Annotated in this window: 19 protein-coding genes; 8 read left to right on the top strand and 11 right to left on the bottom strand. The window is 58.4% G+C overall.

The features are described 5' to 3' along the window. Nucleotides 1-8: 8 nt before the first annotated feature. The 4 genes from TU76_RS06415 to TU76_RS06430 form a co-directional block, all read right to left on the bottom strand. The gene (locus TU76_RS06415) at nucleotides 9-944 is read right to left on the bottom strand and encodes a MerR family transcriptional regulator (RefSeq protein ID WP_048351307.1); all 936 of its coding nucleotides are present in this window, start codon (nucleotides 942-944) and stop codon (nucleotides 9-11) included. 2 nt (nucleotides 945-946) lie between these two features. Continuing rightward, nucleotides 947-1,915 carry a YbgA family protein gene (locus tag TU76_RS06420; protein WP_048351308.1) on the bottom strand — a complete coding sequence of 323 codons (969 nt, stop codon included), beginning with the start codon at nucleotides 1,913-1,915 and terminating at the stop codon, nucleotides 947-949. Between the two features lie 122 nt (nucleotides 1,916-2,037). Further along, entirely contained in the window at nucleotides 2,038-2,253 is a 216-nt protein-coding gene (locus tag TU76_RS06425; protein WP_019825089.1) for a TIGR02450 family Trp-rich protein, read from the bottom strand. After that, nucleotides 2,250-3,236 carry an NAD(P)/FAD-dependent oxidoreductase gene (locus TU76_RS06430; RefSeq protein WP_019825087.1) on the bottom strand — a complete coding sequence of 329 codons (987 nt, stop codon included), beginning with the start codon at nucleotides 3,234-3,236 and terminating at the stop codon, nucleotides 2,250-2,252. Before TU76_RS06430 ends, TU76_RS06425 begins: the two co-directional genes overlap by 4 nt. Nucleotides 3,237-3,427: 191 nt before the next feature. Between TU76_RS06430 and TU76_RS06435 the strand changes: the two genes are divergently transcribed. Together TU76_RS06435 and hemH are read left to right on the top strand one after the other, a co-directional pair. Further along, nucleotides 3,428-4,330, top strand: coding sequence for a TIGR01777 family oxidoreductase (locus tag TU76_RS06435; protein ID WP_046809107.1), 903 nt, complete (start codon nucleotides 3,428-3,430; stop codon nucleotides 4,328-4,330). Nucleotides 4,331-4,343: 13 nt separating this feature from the next. Beyond that, nucleotides 4,344-5,369: a ferrochelatase gene (hemH, locus tag TU76_RS06440; protein ID WP_019825083.1), complete on the top strand. Its 1,026-nt coding sequence runs from the start codon at nucleotides 4,344-4,346 to the stop codon at nucleotides 5,367-5,369. A 47-nt stretch (nucleotides 5,370-5,416) separates the two neighbouring features. On the opposite strand, the gene TU76_RS06445 is transcribed toward hemH, so the two are convergent. Beyond that, a complete protein-coding gene (locus TU76_RS06445; RefSeq protein ID WP_019825081.1) occupies nucleotides 5,417-6,691 on the bottom strand; it encodes a uracil-xanthine permease family protein in 1,275 nt (424 codons plus the stop codon). Between the two features lies 1 nt (nucleotide 6,692). After that, nucleotides 6,693-7,331: a uracil phosphoribosyltransferase gene (upp, locus tag TU76_RS06450; RefSeq protein ID WP_019825079.1), complete on the bottom strand. Its 639-nt coding sequence runs from the start codon at nucleotides 7,329-7,331 to the stop codon at nucleotides 6,693-6,695. A 165-nt stretch (nucleotides 7,332-7,496) separates the two neighbouring features. Here upp and TU76_RS06455 point away from each other — a divergent pair, with 165 nt between their 5' ends. After that, on the top strand, nucleotides 7,497-8,054 hold the full coding sequence (locus tag TU76_RS06455) for a hypoxanthine-guanine phosphoribosyltransferase (protein ID WP_019825077.1): 558 nt from the start codon (nucleotides 7,497-7,499) through the stop codon (nucleotides 8,052-8,054). Nucleotides 8,055-8,119: 65 nt separating this feature from the next. Next, the gene (locus TU76_RS06460) at nucleotides 8,120-9,061 is read left to right on the top strand and encodes an AEC family transporter (RefSeq protein ID WP_048351309.1); all 942 of its coding nucleotides are present in this window, start codon (nucleotides 8,120-8,122) and stop codon (nucleotides 9,059-9,061) included. A gap of 11 nt (nucleotides 9,062-9,072) precedes the next feature. Here the strand turns inward: TU76_RS06460 and TU76_RS06465 are convergent, their stop codons facing one another. The 5 genes from TU76_RS06465 to gatC all read right to left on the bottom strand — a co-directional run bounded on the left by TU76_RS06465 (nucleotide 9,073) and on the right by gatC (nucleotide 13,884). Then, nucleotides 9,073-10,113, bottom strand: coding sequence for a calcium/sodium antiporter (locus tag TU76_RS06465; protein ID WP_048351507.1), 1,041 nt, complete (start codon nucleotides 10,111-10,113; stop codon nucleotides 9,073-9,075). A gap of 50 nt (nucleotides 10,114-10,163) precedes the next feature. Next, nucleotides 10,164-10,535, bottom strand: a complete 372-nt coding sequence (locus TU76_RS06470) for a septal ring lytic transglycosylase RlpA family protein (protein WP_019825071.1) — start codon at nucleotides 10,533-10,535, stop codon at nucleotides 10,164-10,166. Nucleotides 10,536-10,673: 138 nt separating this feature from the next. Further along, on the bottom strand, nucleotides 10,674-12,119 hold the full coding sequence (gene gatB, locus TU76_RS06475; RefSeq protein ID WP_048351310.1) for an Asp-tRNA(Asn)/Glu-tRNA(Gln) amidotransferase subunit GatB: 1,446 nt from the start codon (nucleotides 12,117-12,119) through the stop codon (nucleotides 10,674-10,676). Between the two features lie 10 nt (nucleotides 12,120-12,129). After that, the gene (gene gatA / locus TU76_RS06480; protein ID WP_019825067.1) at nucleotides 12,130-13,581 is read right to left on the bottom strand and encodes an Asp-tRNA(Asn)/Glu-tRNA(Gln) amidotransferase subunit GatA; all 1,452 of its coding nucleotides are present in this window, start codon (nucleotides 13,579-13,581) and stop codon (nucleotides 12,130-12,132) included. Nucleotides 13,582-13,596: 15 nt separating this feature from the next. Continuing rightward, nucleotides 13,597-13,884 (bottom strand): Asp-tRNA(Asn)/Glu-tRNA(Gln) amidotransferase subunit GatC, encoded by a 288-nt coding sequence (gatC, locus tag TU76_RS06485; RefSeq protein WP_019825066.1) that lies wholly within the window; start codon nucleotides 13,882-13,884, stop codon nucleotides 13,597-13,599. A 210-nt stretch (nucleotides 13,885-14,094) separates the two neighbouring features. Here gatC and mreB point away from each other — a divergent pair, with 210 nt between their 5' ends. The 4 genes from mreB (at nucleotide 14,095) to TU76_RS06505 (ending at nucleotide 17,506) form a co-directional block, all read left to right on the top strand. Then, nucleotides 14,095-15,132, top strand: a complete 1,038-nt coding sequence (mreB, locus tag TU76_RS06490) for a rod shape-determining protein MreB (RefSeq protein ID WP_003439856.1) — start codon at nucleotides 14,095-14,097, stop codon at nucleotides 15,130-15,132. Between the two features lie 143 nt (nucleotides 15,133-15,275). Next, nucleotides 15,276-16,361, top strand: coding sequence for a rod shape-determining protein MreC (mreC, locus tag TU76_RS06495; protein WP_082136505.1), 1,086 nt, complete (start codon nucleotides 15,276-15,278; stop codon nucleotides 16,359-16,361). Next, the gene (gene mreD / locus TU76_RS06500) at nucleotides 16,361-16,849 is read left to right on the top strand and encodes a rod shape-determining protein MreD (protein ID WP_019825061.1); all 489 of its coding nucleotides are present in this window, start codon (nucleotides 16,361-16,363) and stop codon (nucleotides 16,847-16,849) included. The genes mreC and mreD overlap by 1 nt, the downstream gene beginning before the upstream one ends. A gap of 51 nt (nucleotides 16,850-16,900) precedes the next feature. Next, nucleotides 16,901-17,506, top strand: a complete 606-nt coding sequence (locus TU76_RS06505) for a Maf family protein (protein WP_019825059.1) — start codon at nucleotides 16,901-16,903, stop codon at nucleotides 17,504-17,506. Nucleotides 17,507-17,556 lie beyond the last annotated feature (50 nt).

Here is a 17,556-nt window from a genome sequence, read left to right on the forward strand (position 1 = left end):
ATTCCTTGCTATAAAAGGCCGAGTTGGCTGAGGCGTTGATGGGCCTCAACCGGGTCGTGGGCCAGGTACAATCCTGCGATCTCGGTTGCAGTTACGGACAACAGGTCGAAATGGATGCATACCGTTGGTCCGGCAATCAGGGCCGGGCATTCAATGCCGCCCAGTAGCTTGGGCAGTGCTTGGGTATTAAGGGTCTTGCTCGAATACAGCACCACCGCGCGGGGCTTTAAATGCTCCACAGCAAGGCCCAGCTCGCCGTTGGGCAGTGGCGCGTCGAACACTTCGACCGGGCAGTGACTGCTGCTGACCAGCAGTGCGGTGAGCCACAGTTGAGGCTCGAAAGGCAGGTCCGAATGGTTGATCAGCAATACCGGTGCACCCTTGAGCGAGCGGTTGTTGTGATAAATCCGGGCCCCCAGTTTGCTGCGCAACCAGGAGTGGAAAAACACCCGTTCCAGTTGCGCACCGAATTGCCCTTGCCAGCGCTGTTCCAGATCGTTGAGCAGGGGCATCAGCAGTTGTTCGCAGAGCGGGCGAGCGGGGTAGAGCGACATCGCCTGATTGAAGCAATCATCCAGGCGGCGCTCGGCCAGTTCACCGATGGACTCCATCATGGTTTGGCGCCAGGTCTGCCAGTCACTGTCGGGTGTTTCGGCTGGAGTCGAAGGCGTGTTAAGCAGCGGCTTGATCTGGCTGACCGAGACACCACGATTGAGCCACAACAAAATGTGCTGGATGCGCTGGATGTGTTCGGTCGAAAACAGGCGATGACCCTTGGCCGTGCGGTGCGGCACGATCAGGCCATAGCGGCGCTCCCAGGCACGCAAAGTCACGGCATTCACACCGGTGATGCGCGACACTTCACGAATGGGCAACCAGCCTTCAGCCAGTGCCTGGCTGTAGTCCGTGTCAGGGGTATTGGACATGATCAGGTCATCATTCATGGTCAGATGGCATTGCGCAGGCTGAGGTCTTCAGGATGCGGCTGAAGGTAAACCTGGCGCGAGATATACGGGTTCGGGTGCAGGCGAAAGTGATGCTTGAGCAGGGTCAACGGCACCACCAGCGGCACGATGCCGTGCAGGTACTGGCCAATCAGTTGTTGAACTTCCTGCTTGTCTTCCGGGCTGATGGATTGCTTGAGGTAGCCGCTGATGTGTTGCAGCACATTGGTGTGGGTGCGGCGGGTCGCGCACTTTTTCAGGGCTTTCATCAGTTCGCTGAAGTACTGCGGTGCTATGTCTCGCGGGTCTTGCTTGCCAAGACTGCCGAGCAGATTGCCTAGGATTTTGTACTGCACCGGATGATGGGCCATCAGTTGATATTTGTAGCAGGCGTGAAACTCAGTCAGCGAACGGCGGGTGATGCCCTGTTCGAGTAGGGCTTGCCAGGCGCTGTAGGCATAGACCCGGGTCATGAAGTTTTCGCGCAGAACCGGATCATTCAATCGACCGTCTTCCTCCACCGGCAAGTCGGGATGGGCGTCACAGAACGCTTGGGCGTAAATGCCGCGCCCGCTCAACTCCGCAGGGCGACCACCGTCCTGGTACACCTTGACCCGCTCCAGGCCGCATGACGGCGACTTTTGCATGAAGATGTAGCCACAGATATCGGTGTGAGCTGCGGCCATTTCCACACCGTAGTCGTGCAATGGCCGGGTCACGTTCAACGTGCTGTCGACGGTGCCAACAGCTTGCGGTTGTGCAGGGTTGCCCACCAGTCGTACAGGTTGGCGCGGAATGCCAAGACCGATGGCGACCTCGGGGCACAGGGGCACGAATTCGAAGTGTTGGTTCAACGTCTGGCTGCACAGCCGCGACTCTTTGTGCCCGCCGTTAAAGCGGACTTCGGCCCCCAGCAAGCATGCGCTGATGGCGATTTTCGGTTTGTGCCGGGCGGGAACGGTGCTGGCCATGTGACGAACCTCCAAGAATTACTTGTACATCTTTTAATCGATGTACAGCTTGAGTTCATCATAGGCCTGATGTTGTACAAGTCAATTATCTTGTACAAGTATTTGGAGTGCTGCCGAAAGGATTATTGCCAGCCCATTTTCCATTCGCCCGCATCTTGCAGGCTTTGCCACGTCAAACGCTGATTGCGCTGGGTAAGCACCGCTTGCAGTTCGATATCGAGCACGGTGCCTTCTTCGTCGCAAAACAGCTGGGTGACCAGAAAATGTTTTTCACGGTTACGCGGCACAGCTGCTGTCCATTTTGACAGCAGCAATTTGCGCGGGTTGATGCGGTTCATTCCAGGTGCTCAATCAGCCGGCGTGCAGCTTCCTGACCACTCAGCCATGCCCCTTCGACGCGACCCGACAGGCACCAGTCGCCGCAGGCATACAGGCCCAGATCGGAGTCCGCCAGGGCCCCCCATTCATGGGCTGCGGCGGGGCGGGCGTAGAGCCAGCGGTGCGCCAGGCTGAAAATCGGTGCAGGAGTCGGAAAGTGCATCAGTTCGGCGAATGCACCATGAAGGTGTTCGATGACCGCCTCCTTGGGCAAGTCGAGGTTTTGCTTGCTCCAGGTGCTGGTCGCGTGCAAAACCCAGGTGTCAGGCTGGCTGGCACGTCCGGGTTTGCTGGGGTTGCGGGCCAGCCAGTCCAGCGGGCTGCCTTGTACGAAGCAACCCTCCATAGGTGTGTCGAGGGGGGATTCAAAGGCCAGGGCGACGGCCCAGGCAGGTTCCATTTTGACCCCGGCAGCGGTGCTTGCCAGTTTTGGGGCGCTGGCCAGTAGAGAGGTGGCCTGGGGCGCTGGCGTGGCAATGATGACGTGGCTGAAAGGACCGTGTTCTTCACCCTCGGCATCCAGCAGGTGCCAGTGTTTTTCGCCGCGTATCAGGTCGGTGATCTGGCACGTAAAACTCACTGGCAGACTGCCAAGCAGGCCGCGAGTGATGGCACTCATGCGCGGGGTACCTACCCAACGGGTTTGCTCGTCAGGGGAGGGGCTCAACTGACCATTTTTATAGTGGTACAGGTGTGGCTCCCACTCGGCGGCCCAGCCATTGATTTGCCATTGCTGGACTTCATCGACAAAACGCCGGTCACGTGCGGTGAAGTACTGAGCCCCCAGGTCCAGTACACCGACATCGCTGCGTTTGCTCGACATGCGCCCGCCGCTACCACGGCTTTTATCGAAAAGATGAATCGCGTGACCTGCCTTGTGCAGGGTATTTGCTGCTGCCAGTCCGGCTATGCCGGCGCCAATAATCGCGATAGGTACAGTCATTGTGGCCTCGATCTCTGTTTGCACAGACTACGCCGTTGGCAATACCTGTACAATTCTATTTGTTAGTATAGGTTTTAGTCTTTCTTCCAGATCCATGTGGCCTATTCTTAAGTCAGGTCGACGACCGATAAAAGGTCTTCATATAAAAATAGACCAGTGCTCCCGATAAAACTCCTTGCGAGGATCAACTCATGCACATATTGCTGACCGGCGGTACAGGCTTGATAGGGCGTCAGCTCTGTCGTCACTGGCTGGCGCAAGGCCATCGCCTTAGTGTGTGGAGTCGGCGCCCAGAGCAAGTGGCCCGACTGTGCGGCGCTCAGGTCAAGGGGATTGCCCTCCTCGAAGAGCTGGGACAGGAGCGGATTGATGCTGTGGTCAATCTGGCAGGCGCACCCATTGCGGACCGTCCCTGGACCCGCAAACGCAAGGCTTTGCTGTGGAGCAGTCGCATCACCCTGACCGAAACCCTTGTGGCCTGGCTGGAAAGCCGTGAGCAAAGGCCATCCGTGTTGGTATCCGGTTCGGCCGTGGGCTGGTATGGCGACGGGGGTGAGCGTGAGCTGACCGAAGACTCGCCGCCCGTCAGCGAAGATTTTGCCAGCCACTTGTGCATTGCCTGGGAGGAGACCGCGCAGCGGGCGCAAGCCTTGGGGATCCGTGTGGTACTGGTGCGCACGGGTCTGGTGCTGGCGGCCGAAGGCGGTTTTTTGTCGCGCCTGTTGTTGCCGTTCAAGCTGGCACTGGGCGGGCCCATAGGCAATGGTCGGCAATGGATGCCGTGGATTCATATCAAGGATCAAATTGCCCTGATTGATTTTCTTGTGCATGAGAATGCCACCAGCGGTCCTTATAATGCTTGCGCGCCGCACCCGGTACGTAATGCCGATTTCGCCAGGACTTTGGGCAGCGTGTTGCACCGTCCGGCGTTTATGCCCATGCCCGCCTTTGTGTTGCGCGTGCTGTTAGGCGAAATGTCCGGTTTGTTACTGGGTGGCCAGCGGGCGATGCCTGCAAGGTTGCAGGCTGCCGGTTTTACTTTTCAGTTCACCGATTTGCGCGCGGCACTCGATGATGTAGCCGCCCGCCTCTGAAATAGGAAGTTGCATGACCGACCACGCGCTGTTGCTGGTTAACCTGGGTTCACCGGCGTCTACTTCGGTAGCGGATGTACGCAGTTACTTGAACCAGTTTTTGATGGACCCGTACGTGATCGATTTGCCGTGGCCGGTGCGGCGTTTGCTGGTGTCGCTGATCCTGGTCAAGCGTCCCGAACAGTCGGCCCATGCTTATGCCTCGATCTGGTGGGACGAGGGTTCGCCGCTGGTTGTGCTCAGCCGTCGCTTGCAGCAGGCGATGACTAAAGAGTGGACTCAGGGCCCGGTTGAACTGGCAATGCGTTACGGCGAGCCGTCGATTGAAACCGTGCTCACCCGTCTGGCGGCGCAGGGCATCAAGAAGGTCACGCTGGCACCGCTTTATCCACAGTTCGCTGACAGCACCGTGACCACCGTGATTGAAGAAGCCAAGCGCGTGGTCAAGGCTAAAAAGCTGCCGATGCAATTCTCGATTGTGCAGCCGTTCTACGATCAACCCGAGTACCTCGATGCCCTTGTGGCCAGTGCCAAGCCGCATCTGGAGCAGGATTACGATCATCTGCTGCTGAGTTTTCACGGTTTGCCCGAGCGGCATTTGCACAAGCTGGACCCGACCGGTAACCATTGCTTCAAGAATGAAGACTGTTGCCAGAACGCTTCACCCGCGGTTCTGCAAACCTGTTATCGAGCCCAGTGTTTGCGTTCTGCCCAGGCCTTTGCCGAGCGTATGGGCCTGCCTGACGGCAAATGGTCGGTGGCGTTCCAGTCACGTTTGGGCCGGGCCAAGTGGATCGAACCCTACACGGAGGCGCGTCTTGATGCGTTGGCCAAACAGGGAGTGAAGAAGCTGTTGGTGATGTGCCCGGCGTTTGTGGCCGATTGCATCGAAACGCTGGAAGAGATTGGTGATCGCGGACGCGAGCAGTTTATAGAGGCGGGGGGCGAAGAGTTGGTGCTGGTGCCGTGTCTCAATGACAGCCCGCAATGGGCGTCGGCGTTGAAAACATTGTGTGAACGGGCGCCGCTGGCGCTTTAGAAAAACCCGTGTGGGAGCGGCTTGCTCGCTCCCACACGGATTACAGGTCAGATAACGGGCCCGTCACCTTTCTTGTGTTTCCAGCTGTCATTGCCCGGCAGGATCAGGTTCAGCGCAATGGCCACAATGGCGCACAGCGCGATGCCTTTCAGACCGAAATCTTCAGGCCCCATCCCCGTCCCGATCAGCACACCGCCAATCCCGAACACCAACGTCACCGATACGATCACCAGGTTGCGTGCCTCGCTCAGGTCGACCTGGTGGCGGATCAGGGTGTTCATGCCCACGGCTGCAATTGAACCGAACAACAGGCACAGAATTCCGCCCATTACGGGGACCGGAATGCTTTGCAGCAGTGCGCCGAACTTGCCGACAAACGCCAGGCTGATGGCGAAGATCGCCGCCCAGGTCATGATTTTCGGGTTGTAGTTCTTGGTCAGCATCACTGCGCCAGTCACTTCGGCGTAGGTGGTGTTGGGTGGTCCACCCAGCAAACCAGCTGCGGTGGTGGCAATGCCGTCACCGAACAGCGTGCGGTGCAGACCCGGCTTCTTCAGGTAGTCGCGACCCGTCACGCTGCCTACGGCAATCACGCCGCCGATATGTTCAATGGCCGGAGCAAGGGCTACCGGGACGATAAACAGAATCGCCTGCCAGTTGAACTCGGGGGCCGTGAAGTGCGGCATGGCGAACCACGGCGCAGCGGCGATTTTGGCGGTGTCGACGACGCCGAAGTAGAACGCCATGCCAAAACCTACCAGCACGCCGGCGATGATGGGCACCAGACGGAAAATCCCTTTGCCGAATACAGCCACGATCAATGTGGTCAGCAGCGCTGGCATCGAAATCATCATGGCGGTTTGATAGTGAATCAGCTCGGAGCCATCTTCAGCGCGGCCCATGGCCATGTGCGCAGCAATGGGCGCCATTGCCAGGCCAATCGAGATAATCACCGGGCCGATCACCACAGGTGGCAGAAGGCGGTCGATAAAACCGGTGCCCTTTAGCTTTACCGCGAAACCGAGAAAGGTGTACACGAAACCGGCTGCCATGACGCCGCCCATGGTCGCGGCCAGGCCGAACTGCCCCTTGGCGAGAATGATCGGGGTAATGAAAGCGAAACTCGAAGCCAGAAAGACCGGCACTTGGCGCCGGGTCACGATCTGGAACAGCAGAGTCCCGAGACCCGCCGTGAACAGCGCAACGTTAGGGTCGAGGCCTGTAATCAACGGCATCAACACCAACGCGCCAAACGCCACGAAGAGCATCTGCGCGCCAGAAATTATCTGGCGCCAGAGCGGGTCGTTGAACTCGTCCTGCATGTTATGCGTCCTTTTGCTTGGTGCCGAAGATCTTGTCGCCGGCATCGCCCAGGCCCGGAATGATGTAGCCGTGCTCGTCCAGGCGCTCATCGATCGAGGCCGTGTAGATGATCACGTCGGGGTGGGCCGCTTCTACAGCAGCAATGCCTTCAGGGGCGGCAACCAGCACCATGGCGCGGATTTCCTTGCAACCGGCTTTTTTCAGCAGATCAATAGTGGCAACCATTGAAGAGCCAGTTGCCAGCATCGGGTCGATAATCATCGCCAGACGCTCGTCGATTTCCGGTACGAGTTTTTCCAGGTAGGTATGGGCCTGAAGGGTTTCTTCGTTACGGGCAACGCCGACAGCGCTGACTTTGGCGCCCGGGATCAGGCTCAGAACGCCTTCCAGCATGCCGATACCGGCGCGCAGGATGGGAACGACGGTAATTTTCTTACCGGCAATTTTTTCAACTTGAACCGAGCCGCTCCAGCCTTCGATCTCGTAGGTTTCGAGAGTCAGGTCACTGGTAGCTTCGTAGGTCAGCAAAGCGCCGACTTCCTGGGCGAGCTCTCGGAAATTCTTCGTGCTAATGTCAGCGCGACGCATGAGGCCGAGTTTATGACGGATTAGCGGATGGCGTATCTCACGGATAGGCATAGGGAAAAACTCCGGGGGGCAGGCAAAAAAACCGGCCTAGATTAATCTAATCCGGGGTGATGTCCTACAGACATTACTGCACGTTAGTCCATAAATGCTTGATCTGAGCCATGCGGATGCGTACCTTTGCCCGCTTTTCTTGCACAACCCCCCCTGGAGAGCGTCATGTCTGCTGATCTCGAGCATATCCGTCAAATCATGCGAGAGGCTGACTGCCTGTACACCGAAGCTGAAGTCGAGGCGGCAATTGCCCGCGTTGGTGCGCACATCACGGCAGAAATGGCCGAGACTAATCCAGTGGTATTTTGTGTGATGAACGGCGGCCTGATTTTTTCCGGCAAGTTGCTCACCCATCTCAAGTTCCCGCTTGAGGCGTCGTACCTGCACGCTACGCGCTACCGCAATGAGACCACTGGCGGCGACCTGTTCTGGAAAGCCAAGCCAGAAGTATCGTTCATCGACCGCCACGTGTTGATCATCGACGACATCCTCGACGAGGGCCACACCCTTAGCGCGATCGTAGAGTTCTGCAAACACGCCGGTGCCCGTCAGGTGCACACCGCGGTATTGATCGACAAGGACCACGACCGCAAGGCACGTCCGGACCTCAAGGCTAACTACGTAGGCTTGCCGTGCATTGACCGTTACATCTTCGGTTATGGTATGGATTACAAAGGTTACTGGCGTAATGCCGCCGGCATTTATGCCGTTAAAGGTATGTAAGAAAGGACGCTGAAGCTTTCTTTCAGAAAGCTTCAGCCCGGCTATACCTCAATGAGTGTGCTGACATGCTGGCTATTTTCCTTCAGACGCTCACGATAACCGCTCCCGTATTTGCCATGCTTTTTCTAGGCGTGGTGCTCAAGCGCGTGGGCTGGATCAATGACAACTTTATCCACACAGCGTCGGCACTGGTGTTTAACGTCACCATGCCGACGTTGTTGTTTCTGGGTATTTTGCATGCCGATCTCAGAGCGGCCTTGCAGCCCAAGGTGCTGGGTTATTTTGTCGTGGCGACCCTTGCAAGCTTTGCGCTTGCCTGGGGATGGGCGATCTGGCGTTGCCCCCGTGTGGATCGCGGGATCTACACCCAGGGCGCGTTTCGCGGGAACAACGGGGTTGTTGGCCTGGCCCTGGCGGCCAGCATGTACGGCGACTACGGGATTTCTCTGGGCGCGGTACTCGCCGGTCTGGTGATTCTGCTCTACAACACCTTGTCGACCATCGTCTTGGCGGTATACAGCCCGGTGATCAAGTCCGACCCGTGGAGTATTTGTAAGAGTGTGGTCAAGAACCCGCTGATCATCAGCGTACTGGCGGCGGTCCCTTTTGCAGTCTTCAAGATTGGCTTGCCCGGCTGGTTGCTCGCATCGGGTGGCTACCTGGCGGCGATGACCTTGCCGCTGGCGCTGATCTGTATCGGCGGCACACTGTCGCTGGCAAGTTTGCGCAAAAGTGGCGATATGGCACTGAGCGCCAGCCTGGTGAAAATGGTCAGCATGCCGTTGCTGGCCACCCTGGGGGCCTGGTTATGTGGCTTTCGCGGGCCGGAATTGGGGATTTTGTTTCTTTATTTCGCCAGCCCGACGGCCGCTGCCAGTTATGTCATGGCGCGGGCGGCCAACGGTAATCACGAGCTGGCGGCCGCAATTATCGTGATCACCACGTTGATGGCCGCCATCACGACCAATATCGGGATTTTTGTGTTGCAGTGGGGCGGCTGGATTTAGCGACTGCAGGCTCAGTGCTGTCGGCGCCAGGCGCGCAAGGTACTGAACAGCAGGAACACCAGCAGCGCCGGCAAGATAAAATACAGCATCAGGTGTTCAAGCTTGCCGGCCAAAGGCATGCCGGTTGTGAAGGACACCACGTGCAGCCCATAGGCCAGGTACAGCCCCAGAAACAGCAAGCCCTCACCTCGGGTCACACGGTAGCCCGTGTAGAACACGGGCAGGCACAGCGCCGCAACACCCAGCATTACCGGCAAGTCGAACGCCAGGGCATTGGGGGAGACTGACAAGGGCGCCGGAGCTATCAGTGCGGTCAGGCCCAGTACCCCCAACAGGCTGAAGACATTACTGCCAATCACATTGCCGACAGCGATTTCACGCTGCCCGCGAAATGCTGCGATCAAGGAGGTGGCCAGTTCCGGTAGTGAGGTGCTGACCGCAATGATAGTCAGCCCGATAATCCGCTCCGACAGTCCCAGTTCCGTGGCAACCGTGACTGCCGCGCCCAGTAGCAGGTGCCCTGCAGCCCCGAGCAGGATCAGGGCCGCCAGCATTAACAGGATGTTGTGCCGCCAGGGGGTAGGCGGGTGCTCATGGCTGTTGTGATGATGGCCGCTGTGACGTGATTGGCGCAGAAGCAGGGCCAGGTAGACCAACAGGCCGCACAACAGGACAGCTCCGTCCATGCGATCGAGCTGTTTGTTCAGTGCCAGGGCAAACACCAGGGCGCTTGCGAGGATCATCAGGGGGATGTCCAGGCGCACCAGTTGGCGGGATACGCGCAGGGGTATGATCAGCGCCGAAAGCCCCAGGGTGACCAGGATGTTGAAAATATTGCTGCCGATCACACTGCCCACGGCTATGTCCGAGGTGTCATTGAGCGCGGCCTGCAGGCTGACGGTCATCTGCGGGGCACTGCTGCCCAGTGCGACCACGGTCAAGCCGATCAGCAACGGGCGCACTTTCATGTTGGCGGCCATGCGCACGGCGCAACGCACCAGCAATTCGGCCCCAGCAATCAGCATGACGAGGCCGCAGAGCAATTGCAGCAGGTTCCATGGTGATAGCGCGCTTAAGCCCAAAATGGCGGCAACTCCCTCATTTAATCACCCAAGCCCTGAACCCGGACCTTGGCGGTGCCGGTGCGCAGCATACCCAGCTGCTGGGCGGCCTTGCGCGAAACATCAATCAAACGCCCGCGTGTGTGCGGTCCGCGATCATTGATGCGTACCACAACAGATTTGTCGTTGCTCAGATTGGTGACCAGTACCCGCGTCCCGAATGGCAGGGCGGGGTGGGCGGCGGTAAGGGCATTCTGGTCGAAAGGTTCACCGCTGGCGGTTCGCTTGCCGTGATGGCGAGCACCGTAATAAGAGGCTATGCCTGTTTTGTCATAGCCACGAGGGTCTATGTCATGGCTGGCACAGCCAGCGAGCAAGCCGAGCAGGGCGCAGGCGCCGAGTAGCCGCTTCATGGGGTAGTCCTTATGTTGCGGGAAAAAAACCACAAAACCCTGTGGGAGCGGGCTTGCTCGCGATGCGGGCGGCGCGGTGTTTCTGTAAGGTCCGCATCGATCTCATCGCGAGCAAGCCCGCTCCCACAGTTGAGTGGTTTAGCCTTCGAGTTTGCTTTTGAGCAGCTCGTTGACCTGTTGCGGGTTGGCTTTGCCTTTGGAGGCTTTCATCGCCTGGCCCACAAAGAAGCCGAACATCTTGCCGCGCTTGGCTTCGTCTGCCGCACGGTACTGCTCGACTTGCTCAGCGTTCGCCGCCAGTACTTCATCCAGCACCTTTTCAATGGCGCCGCTGTCGGTCACTTGCTTGAGGCCGCGCTTCTCGATGACCTCGTCTGCACTGCCTTCACCATTGGCCATCGCTTCGAGCACAACCTTGGCAATTTTGCCGGAGATAGTGTTGTCCTTGATGCGCTGCAGCATGCCGCCCAGTTGGTCAGCGGTGACCGGTGACTGGTCGATGTCCAGGCCTTGTTTGTTGAGCAGGCTGCCCAACTCGACCATCACCCAGTTGGCTGCCAGCTTGGCGTCGCCACTGATGCTCACGACTTTTTCGAAGTAGTCCGCTTGCTCGCGGCTCGAGGCCAGGACGCTGGCGTCGTAGGCCGATAGGCCGAATTGCGACTGGAAGCGTTCGCGCTTTTGCGGCGGCAGTTCCGGCAGGGTGGCGCGCACGTCTTCGATAAACGAATCTTCGATCACCACCGGCAGCAGGTCAGGGTCGGGGAAGTAACGGTAGTCGTTGGCTTCCTCCTTGCTGCGCATGGCGCGGGTTTCGTCCTTGTTCGGATCGTACAGGCGGGTCTGTTGAATGACCTTGCCGCCGTCTTCGATCAGCTCGATCTGGCGTTGGATTTCGCTGTTGATCGCCTTCTCGATAAAACGGAACGAGTTGACGTTCTTGATCTCGCAGCGAGTACCGAACTCGGCCTGGCCGACCGGGCGAATCGATACGTTGCAGTCGCAACGCAGGGAGCCTTCAGCCATGTTGCCGTCGCAAATACCCAAGTAACGCACCAGCGCGTGCATCGCCTTGACGTAGGCCACGGCCTCTTTGGCACTGCGCATGTCCGGCTCGGAAACGATTTCTAGCAACGGTGTGCCAGCACGGTTCAGGTCGATGCCGGTGGAGCCGCTAAAGTCTTCGTGCAGGCTTTTGCCTGCGTCTTCTTCCAGGTGGGCACGGGTAATGCCGACACGTTTTACGTTGCCGTCTTCCAGGGTGATGTCCAGGTGGCCCTTGCCGACAATTGGCAGTTCCATCTGGCTGATCTGGTAGCCCTTGGGCAGGTCCGGGTAGAAGTAGTTCTTACGGGCAAACACGTTGTGCTGAACGATTTCGGCATCAACGGCTACACCGAACATGACCGCCATACGCACGGCTTCCTGGTTCAGCACGGGCAGTACGCCGGGCATGCCCAGGTCAACCAGGCTTGCCTGGGTGTTCGGTTCTGCGCCAAAGGTGGTGGCGCTACCGGAGAAAATCTTTGATTGGGTGGCGAGCTGGGAGTGAATTTCCAGCCCGATCACAACTTCCCATTGCATATGTTTCTCCTCAGAAGCCGGCAGGTGAGCGCGTGTGCCAGTCAGTGTTGAGCTGATACTGGTGAGCGACGTTGAGCAGGCGGCCTTCCTGGAAATAAGGCGCAAGCAACTGCACGCCTACGGGCAAGCCATCGACAAAACCGGCTGGCATCGACAGGCCTGGCAGACCTGCGAGGTTGGCGGTAATGGTGTAGACGTCTTCCAGATAGGCAGAAACCGGGTCGCTGTTTTTAGCGCCGATTTTCCAGGCCGGGTTAGGCGTGGTTGGACCGAGGATGATGTCGACTTCGTTGAATGCGGTCATGAAGTCATTTTTGATCAGGCGGCGGATTTTTTGCGCTTGCAGGTAGTAAGCGTCGTAGTAACCCGCCGACAGGGCGTAGGCACCGACCAGAATCCGGCGCTGTACTTCCGGGCCAAAGCCTTCGGCGCGCGAGCGCTTGTACAGGTCAGTGAGGTCTTTCGGGTCTTCGCAGCGATGGCCGAAGCGCACACCGTCAAAACGCGACAGGTTGGACGAAGCCTCTGCTGGCGCGATCACGTAGTACGCCGGAATGGCGTGCTGCATGTTCGGCAGGCTGATGGGTTTGATCACGGCACCGAGCTTTTCAAGTGCCTTGATGCTGTTGTGAACCAGCTCTGCAATGCGCGCGTCGAGACCTTCACTGAAGAACTCTTTTGGCACGCCGATGCGCAGGCCTTGCAGCGAACCATTAAGGTTGGCGCTGAAGTCCGGTACGGGTTCGTCGATGCTGGTGGAGTCTTGCGGGTCGAAGCCGGCCATGCCTTGCAGCAGGATGGCGCAGTCTTCGGCAGTGCGCGCCAATGGGCCGCCCTGATCGAGACTGGAGGCGTAAGCGATCATGCCCCAGCGCGAAACACGACCGTATGTCGGTTTCAGGCCGGTAAGGTTGGTCAGGGCTGCCGGCTGTCGGATAGATCCGCCCGTGTCGGTGCCTGTTGCTGCAGGGAGCAGGCGAGCGGCAACAGCAGCGGCAGAACCGCCCGACGAACCACCCGGTACGTGCTCAAGATTCCACGGGTTTTTAACTGCGCCGTAGTAGCTCGACTCGTTGGCCGACCCCATGGCGAATTCGTCCATGTTGGTCTTGCCCAGGGACACAGCGCCTGCAGCCGCCAGCTTGGCAACGACAGTGGCGTCGTAGGGAGCCTTGAAGTTGTCGAGCATTTTGGAACCGCAGCTGGTGCGTACGCCCAGGGTGCAGAACAGGTCCTTGTGACCGATCGGTGCGCCCAGCAGGGCACCGGTTTCACCGTTGGCGCGACGTACGTCGGCAGCCTTGGCCTGCTCTAGAGCAAGGTCTTCGGTGAGGGTGATGAAACTGTTGAGCTGAGGATCGAGCTGGGCGATACGCGCCAGCAGGGTCTTGGTCAGCTCTTCGGAAGAAAACTTTTTATCGGCGAGTCCGCGGGCGATCTCGGCCAGAGTCAATTGATGCATGCAGGCTCTTTCCCTTTACTCGATGACTTTCGGAACCAGATAGAGGCCGTTTTCGACCGCTGGAGCGATGGACTGATAAGCCTCGCGATGATTGCTTTCAGTCACGACGTCTGCACGCAAGCGCTGGCTGGCTTCCAGGGGGTGAGCCATTGGCTCGATACCTGTAGTGTCGACAGCCTGCATCTGATCAATCAGCCCCAAAATGCTGTTAAGGGCTTCGGTGGTGCGTGGAATATCGGCATCATTGAGGCCAAGACGGGCCAAATGAGCGATTTTTTCCACGTCGGAGCGGTCTAGCGCCATGGGATTCTCCAGTGGAAAACAGGACGGATGCTATCCGTGTGTTAGATTGTCGGAACACTACCGCATTTCTACGGTCATATGGCCGCGATTGTGGGAGTTGGTGCTCAGAAAAGCGCCCAATTTAACATATTGGCGCCTTGCCCAAAATCCCTGTCGTTGTTAGAGTTTGCCGCACTTTTTTACCCACGCGTTGCCTAGGGTCCCTTTCCCATGTTCAAGAAACTGCGTGGCATGTTTTCCAGCGATCTTTCCATCGACCTGGGCACTGCCAACACCCTTATTTACGTGCGTGAGCGCGGTATCGTCCTGAATGAGCCATCGGTTGTGGCTATTCGGACACACGGTAACCAGAAAAGTGTCGTTGCCGTTGGCACCGAGGCCAAGCGTATGCTCGGCCGTACACCGGGCAACATTGCTGCCATTCGTCCGATGAAGGACGGCGTTATTGCCGATTTCAGCGTTTGCGAAAAAATGCTGCAGTACTTCATCAACAAGGTGCATGAAAACAGCTTCCTGCAACCTAGCCCTCGCGTACTGATCTGTGTCCCTTGCAAGTCGACTCAGGTAGAGCGTCGCGCCATTCGTGAATCGGCACTCGGCGCGGGCGCCCGTGAAGTGTTCCTGATCGAAGAGCCAATGGCTGCTGCCATCGGTGCTGGCCTGCCGGTTGAAGAAGCTCGCGGCTCGATGGTTGTCGATATCGGTGGTGGTACCACTGAAATCGCGCTGATCTCCCTGAATGGTGTGGTTTATGCCGAATCCGTAAGGGTTGGCGGCGACCGTTTCGACGAAGCGATCATCACTTATGTGCGTCGTAACTACGGCAGCCTGATTGGTGAATCGACGGCCGAGCGCATCAAGACTGAAATCGGTACTGCCTTCCCGGGTGGCGAAGTACGTGAAGTCGACGTACGCGGCCGTAACCTGGCAGAAGGTGTTCCTCGTGCCTTCACCTTGAACTCCAATGAAGTGCTTGAGGCTCTGCAAGAGTCGCTGGCAACCATCGTTCAGGCAGTGAAAAGCGCGCTGGAGCAGTCTCCGCCAGAGCTGGCTTCGGATATCGCCGAGCGTGGTCTGGTACTGACCGGTGGTGGCGCCTTGCTGCGTGACCTCGACAAGCTGCTGGCACAGGAAACCGGTCTGCCGGTGATTGTTGCCGAAGACCCGCTGACCTGCGTTGCGCGTGGCGGTGGCCGTGCGCTGGAAATGATGGATAAACACACAATGGACCTGCTCTCCAGCGAATAAGATCGCGTGGTGCAGTCCTTTGGTTATCACCAGAAGGTAGCACTTTGCAGTGCTGCCTTTTGGCGTTTATCTTCTGTCAATCTTCATCCAGGCCGCTTGAAGCCGTATGAATAAATTGAACACTTGCCCGGGAGGAGCGGCCTATTAAACCGCTCTTTTCCAAAGGCCCGTCATTGGGCGTGCGCTTTCTGGTGCTGGTCGTGCTATCCGTCACGCTGATGGTAGTGGACGCTCGCTTCACGTTGCTCAAGCCTGTGCGCAGTCAAATGTCGCTGGTGCTGATGCAGTCTTACTGGATCACCGATTTGCCGCAGCGATTGTGGCAGGGCGTGGCCAGTCAGTTCGGCAGCCGTACCGAGCTTGTGGCTGAAAACGAGAAACTCAAAACCGAAAACCTTCTGCTTCAAGGCCGCATGCAAAAGCTGGCCGCCTTGACCGAGCAGAACGTTCGCCTGCGCGAGTTGTTGAACTCCTCTGCGCTGGTCAATGAAAAGGTGGAAGTGGCCGAGTTGATCGGCATGGACCCTAACCCCTTTACCCATCGCATCATCATCAACAAGGGTGAGCGCGACGGCGTGGTGCTGGGTCAGCCTGTGCTCGACGCACGGGGCTTGATGGGGCAGGTGGTTGAGTTGATGCCCTACACCTCCCGTGTACTGTTGCTCACCGATACCACCCACAGCATTCCGGTGCAGGTAAACCGTAATGGCCTGCGTGCGATTGCCAGCGGTACGGGCAACCCCGAGCGTCTGGTATTGCGTCATGTGGCCGACACTGCGGACATCAAAGTGGGCGACCTGCTGGTCAGTTCGGGCCTGGGGCAGCGTTTCCCGGCCGGTTATCCGGTGGCTACGGTCAAAGAAGTGATCCACGACTCGGGTCAGCCTTTTGCCATTGTGCGTGCGGTTCCCACGGCGGCATTAAATCGCAGTCGCTACCTGCTACTGGTGTTCAGCGATAGTCGAACCCCTGAAGAGCGGGCCAACGATGCGGCCCAGGCCCAGGAAGCTGAGCAAAGCGGTGAAGCGCCCGCGATCGTTCCGACGACGGTGCCCAAGCCGGCCCTGCCTGCATCGACCGCAGTACCCGTTGCACCGGCCGCTGCACCCGCCGCACCAGCGGCTGTGGTCACCGATCCCAAGGCCGTGAAAAAACCTGCGCCAGTTGCAACCCCCGCCGCAGCCAGGACGCCTGCCGCTGTGCCGGCCACTACACGGGAGAGGCAATAATGGCGAATACGCGTTCGAGCAATGGCTGGCTGATCTGGCTGACGTTTGCCATCGGCTTGTTGCTCAGCATTTCACCGATGCCGCAATTCATGGAAATCCTGCGCCCGCTCTGGCTGGCCCTGTTGTTGGCCTTTTGGGCTTTATACATGCCGCATAAAGTGGGTATGGTTACTGCGTTTTGCCTGGGCCTGGCCGAAGACGTGCTGTACGGCACGTTGTTGGGGCAGAACGCCCTGACCCTGACACTGATCACCTTCTTGGTGTTGTCACTTCAGCAACGCCTGCGGGTGTTCCCGATGTGGCAGCAATGCCTGGTGCTTCTGGTGATTTTCGGTCTGGCCCAGCTTGCCCAGTTGTGGCTCAGTGCATTGACCGGGAACCGTCAGCCAACCCTGGCGCTGGTGTTGCCCGCGTTGGTCAGCGCCTTGTTGTGGCCCTGGATCAGTTACGGGCTTCGTGGGCTGTGCCGACGTTTTAAAATCAATTAACGGGATACGAGCCATTTCCTGGTTTGTGCACTTCGACAGGGAGATGTCTTGATGACTTCGCTTTATCTGGCCTCTGGCTCACCACGCCGACGAGAACTACTGACTCAAATCGGCGTGCCGTTCAAAACGGTCAGCGCGGCCATTGATGAAACTCCCCTCCAGAATGAGCCCCCTGTGGCCTATGTCGAGCGCCTGGCGCGCGAAAAGGCCCGGGCTGGGCGCCAACAACTACTGACCACACTGCCGGACAGCGCGTTTTGCGTGCTGGGCGCCGACACTGCCGTGGTTCTTGATGACTGCATTCTTGGCAAGCCGGTCGACGAGGCCGATGCCTTGGCTATGCTCATGGCGCTGTCTGGCCGTGAGCATGAAGTGTTGACCTCCATCGCAATCATCGACGCCGATCGCTGTGAAACCCGAGTGGTCAGCAGCCGCGTGCGCTTTCGACACATCAGCAAACAAGAAGCCAAACTGTATTGGGCCAGCGGTGAACCGCAGGATAAAGCCGGTGGTTACGCCATTCAGGGGTTGGCCGCGGTGTTCGTGGCGGGGCTCAATGGCAGTTATTCTGCCGTTGTGGGCCTGCCTGTGTGCGAAACCGCAGAACTGCTCGGGCATTTCGGCATACCCTGTTGGCAAAACCTTACCGTGCGCTGAATACCGCACCTACGAGACGTGGCACTACTGTGATGACGCCTGAACGAGAC

The organism is Pseudomonas psychrophila (assembly GCF_001043005.1).
Taxonomy (GTDB): Bacteria; Pseudomonadota; Gammaproteobacteria; order Pseudomonadales; family Pseudomonadaceae; genus Aquipseudomonas; species Aquipseudomonas psychrophila.

What these genes read in the sequence shown, in the direction of transcription:
- TU76_RS06430 (WP_019825087.1), bottom strand. Translation starts at nt 3,236, where the DNA reads ATGACTGTACCTATCGCGATTATTGGCGCCGGCATAGCCGGACTGGCA.
- hemH (WP_019825083.1), top strand. Translation starts at nt 4,344, where the DNA reads ATGACCGACCACGCGCTGTTGCTGGTTAACCTGGGTTCACCGGCGTCT.
- mreB (WP_003439856.1), top strand. Translation starts at nt 14,095, where the DNA reads ATGTTCAAGAAACTGCGTGGCATGTTTTCCAGCGATCTTTCCATCGAC.
- TU76_RS06425 (WP_019825089.1), bottom strand. Translation starts at nt 2,253, where the DNA reads ATGAACCGCATCAACCCGCGCAAATTGCTGCTGTCAAAATGGACAGCA.
- gatB (WP_048351310.1), bottom strand. Translation starts at nt 12,119, where the DNA reads ATGCAATGGGAAGTTGTGATCGGGCTGGAAATTCACTCCCAGCTCGCC.
- TU76_RS06505 (WP_019825059.1), top strand. Translation starts at nt 16,901, where the DNA reads ATGACTTCGCTTTATCTGGCCTCTGGCTCACCACGCCGACGAGAACTA.
- TU76_RS06460 (WP_048351309.1), top strand. Translation starts at nt 8,120, where the DNA reads ATGCTGGCTATTTTCCTTCAGACGCTCACGATAACCGCTCCCGTATTT.
- TU76_RS06415 (WP_048351307.1), bottom strand. Translation starts at nt 944, where the DNA reads ATGAATGATGACCTGATCATGTCCAATACCCCTGACACGGACTACAGC.
- TU76_RS06470 (WP_019825071.1), bottom strand. Translation starts at nt 10,535, where the DNA reads ATGAAGCGGCTACTCGGCGCCTGCGCCCTGCTCGGCTTGCTCGCTGGC.
- TU76_RS06445 (WP_019825081.1), bottom strand. Translation starts at nt 6,691, where the DNA reads ATGCAGGACGAGTTCAACGACCCGCTCTGGCGCCAGATAATTTCTGGC.
- TU76_RS06420 (WP_048351308.1), bottom strand. Translation starts at nt 1,915, where the DNA reads ATGGCCAGCACCGTTCCCGCCCGGCACAAACCGAAAATCGCCATCAGC.
- gatC (WP_019825066.1), bottom strand. Translation starts at nt 13,884, where the DNA reads ATGGCGCTAGACCGCTCCGACGTGGAAAAAATCGCTCATTTGGCCCGT.
- TU76_RS06455 (WP_019825077.1), top strand. Translation starts at nt 7,497, where the DNA reads ATGTCTGCTGATCTCGAGCATATCCGTCAAATCATGCGAGAGGCTGAC.
- gatA (WP_019825067.1), bottom strand. Translation starts at nt 13,581, where the DNA reads ATGCATCAATTGACTCTGGCCGAGATCGCCCGCGGACTCGCCGATAAA.
- TU76_RS06435 (WP_046809107.1), top strand. Translation starts at nt 3,428, where the DNA reads ATGCACATATTGCTGACCGGCGGTACAGGCTTGATAGGGCGTCAGCTC.
- upp (WP_019825079.1), bottom strand. Translation starts at nt 7,331, where the DNA reads ATGCCTATCCGTGAGATACGCCATCCGCTAATCCGTCATAAACTCGGC.
- mreD (WP_019825061.1), top strand. Translation starts at nt 16,361, where the DNA reads ATGGCGAATACGCGTTCGAGCAATGGCTGGCTGATCTGGCTGACGTTT.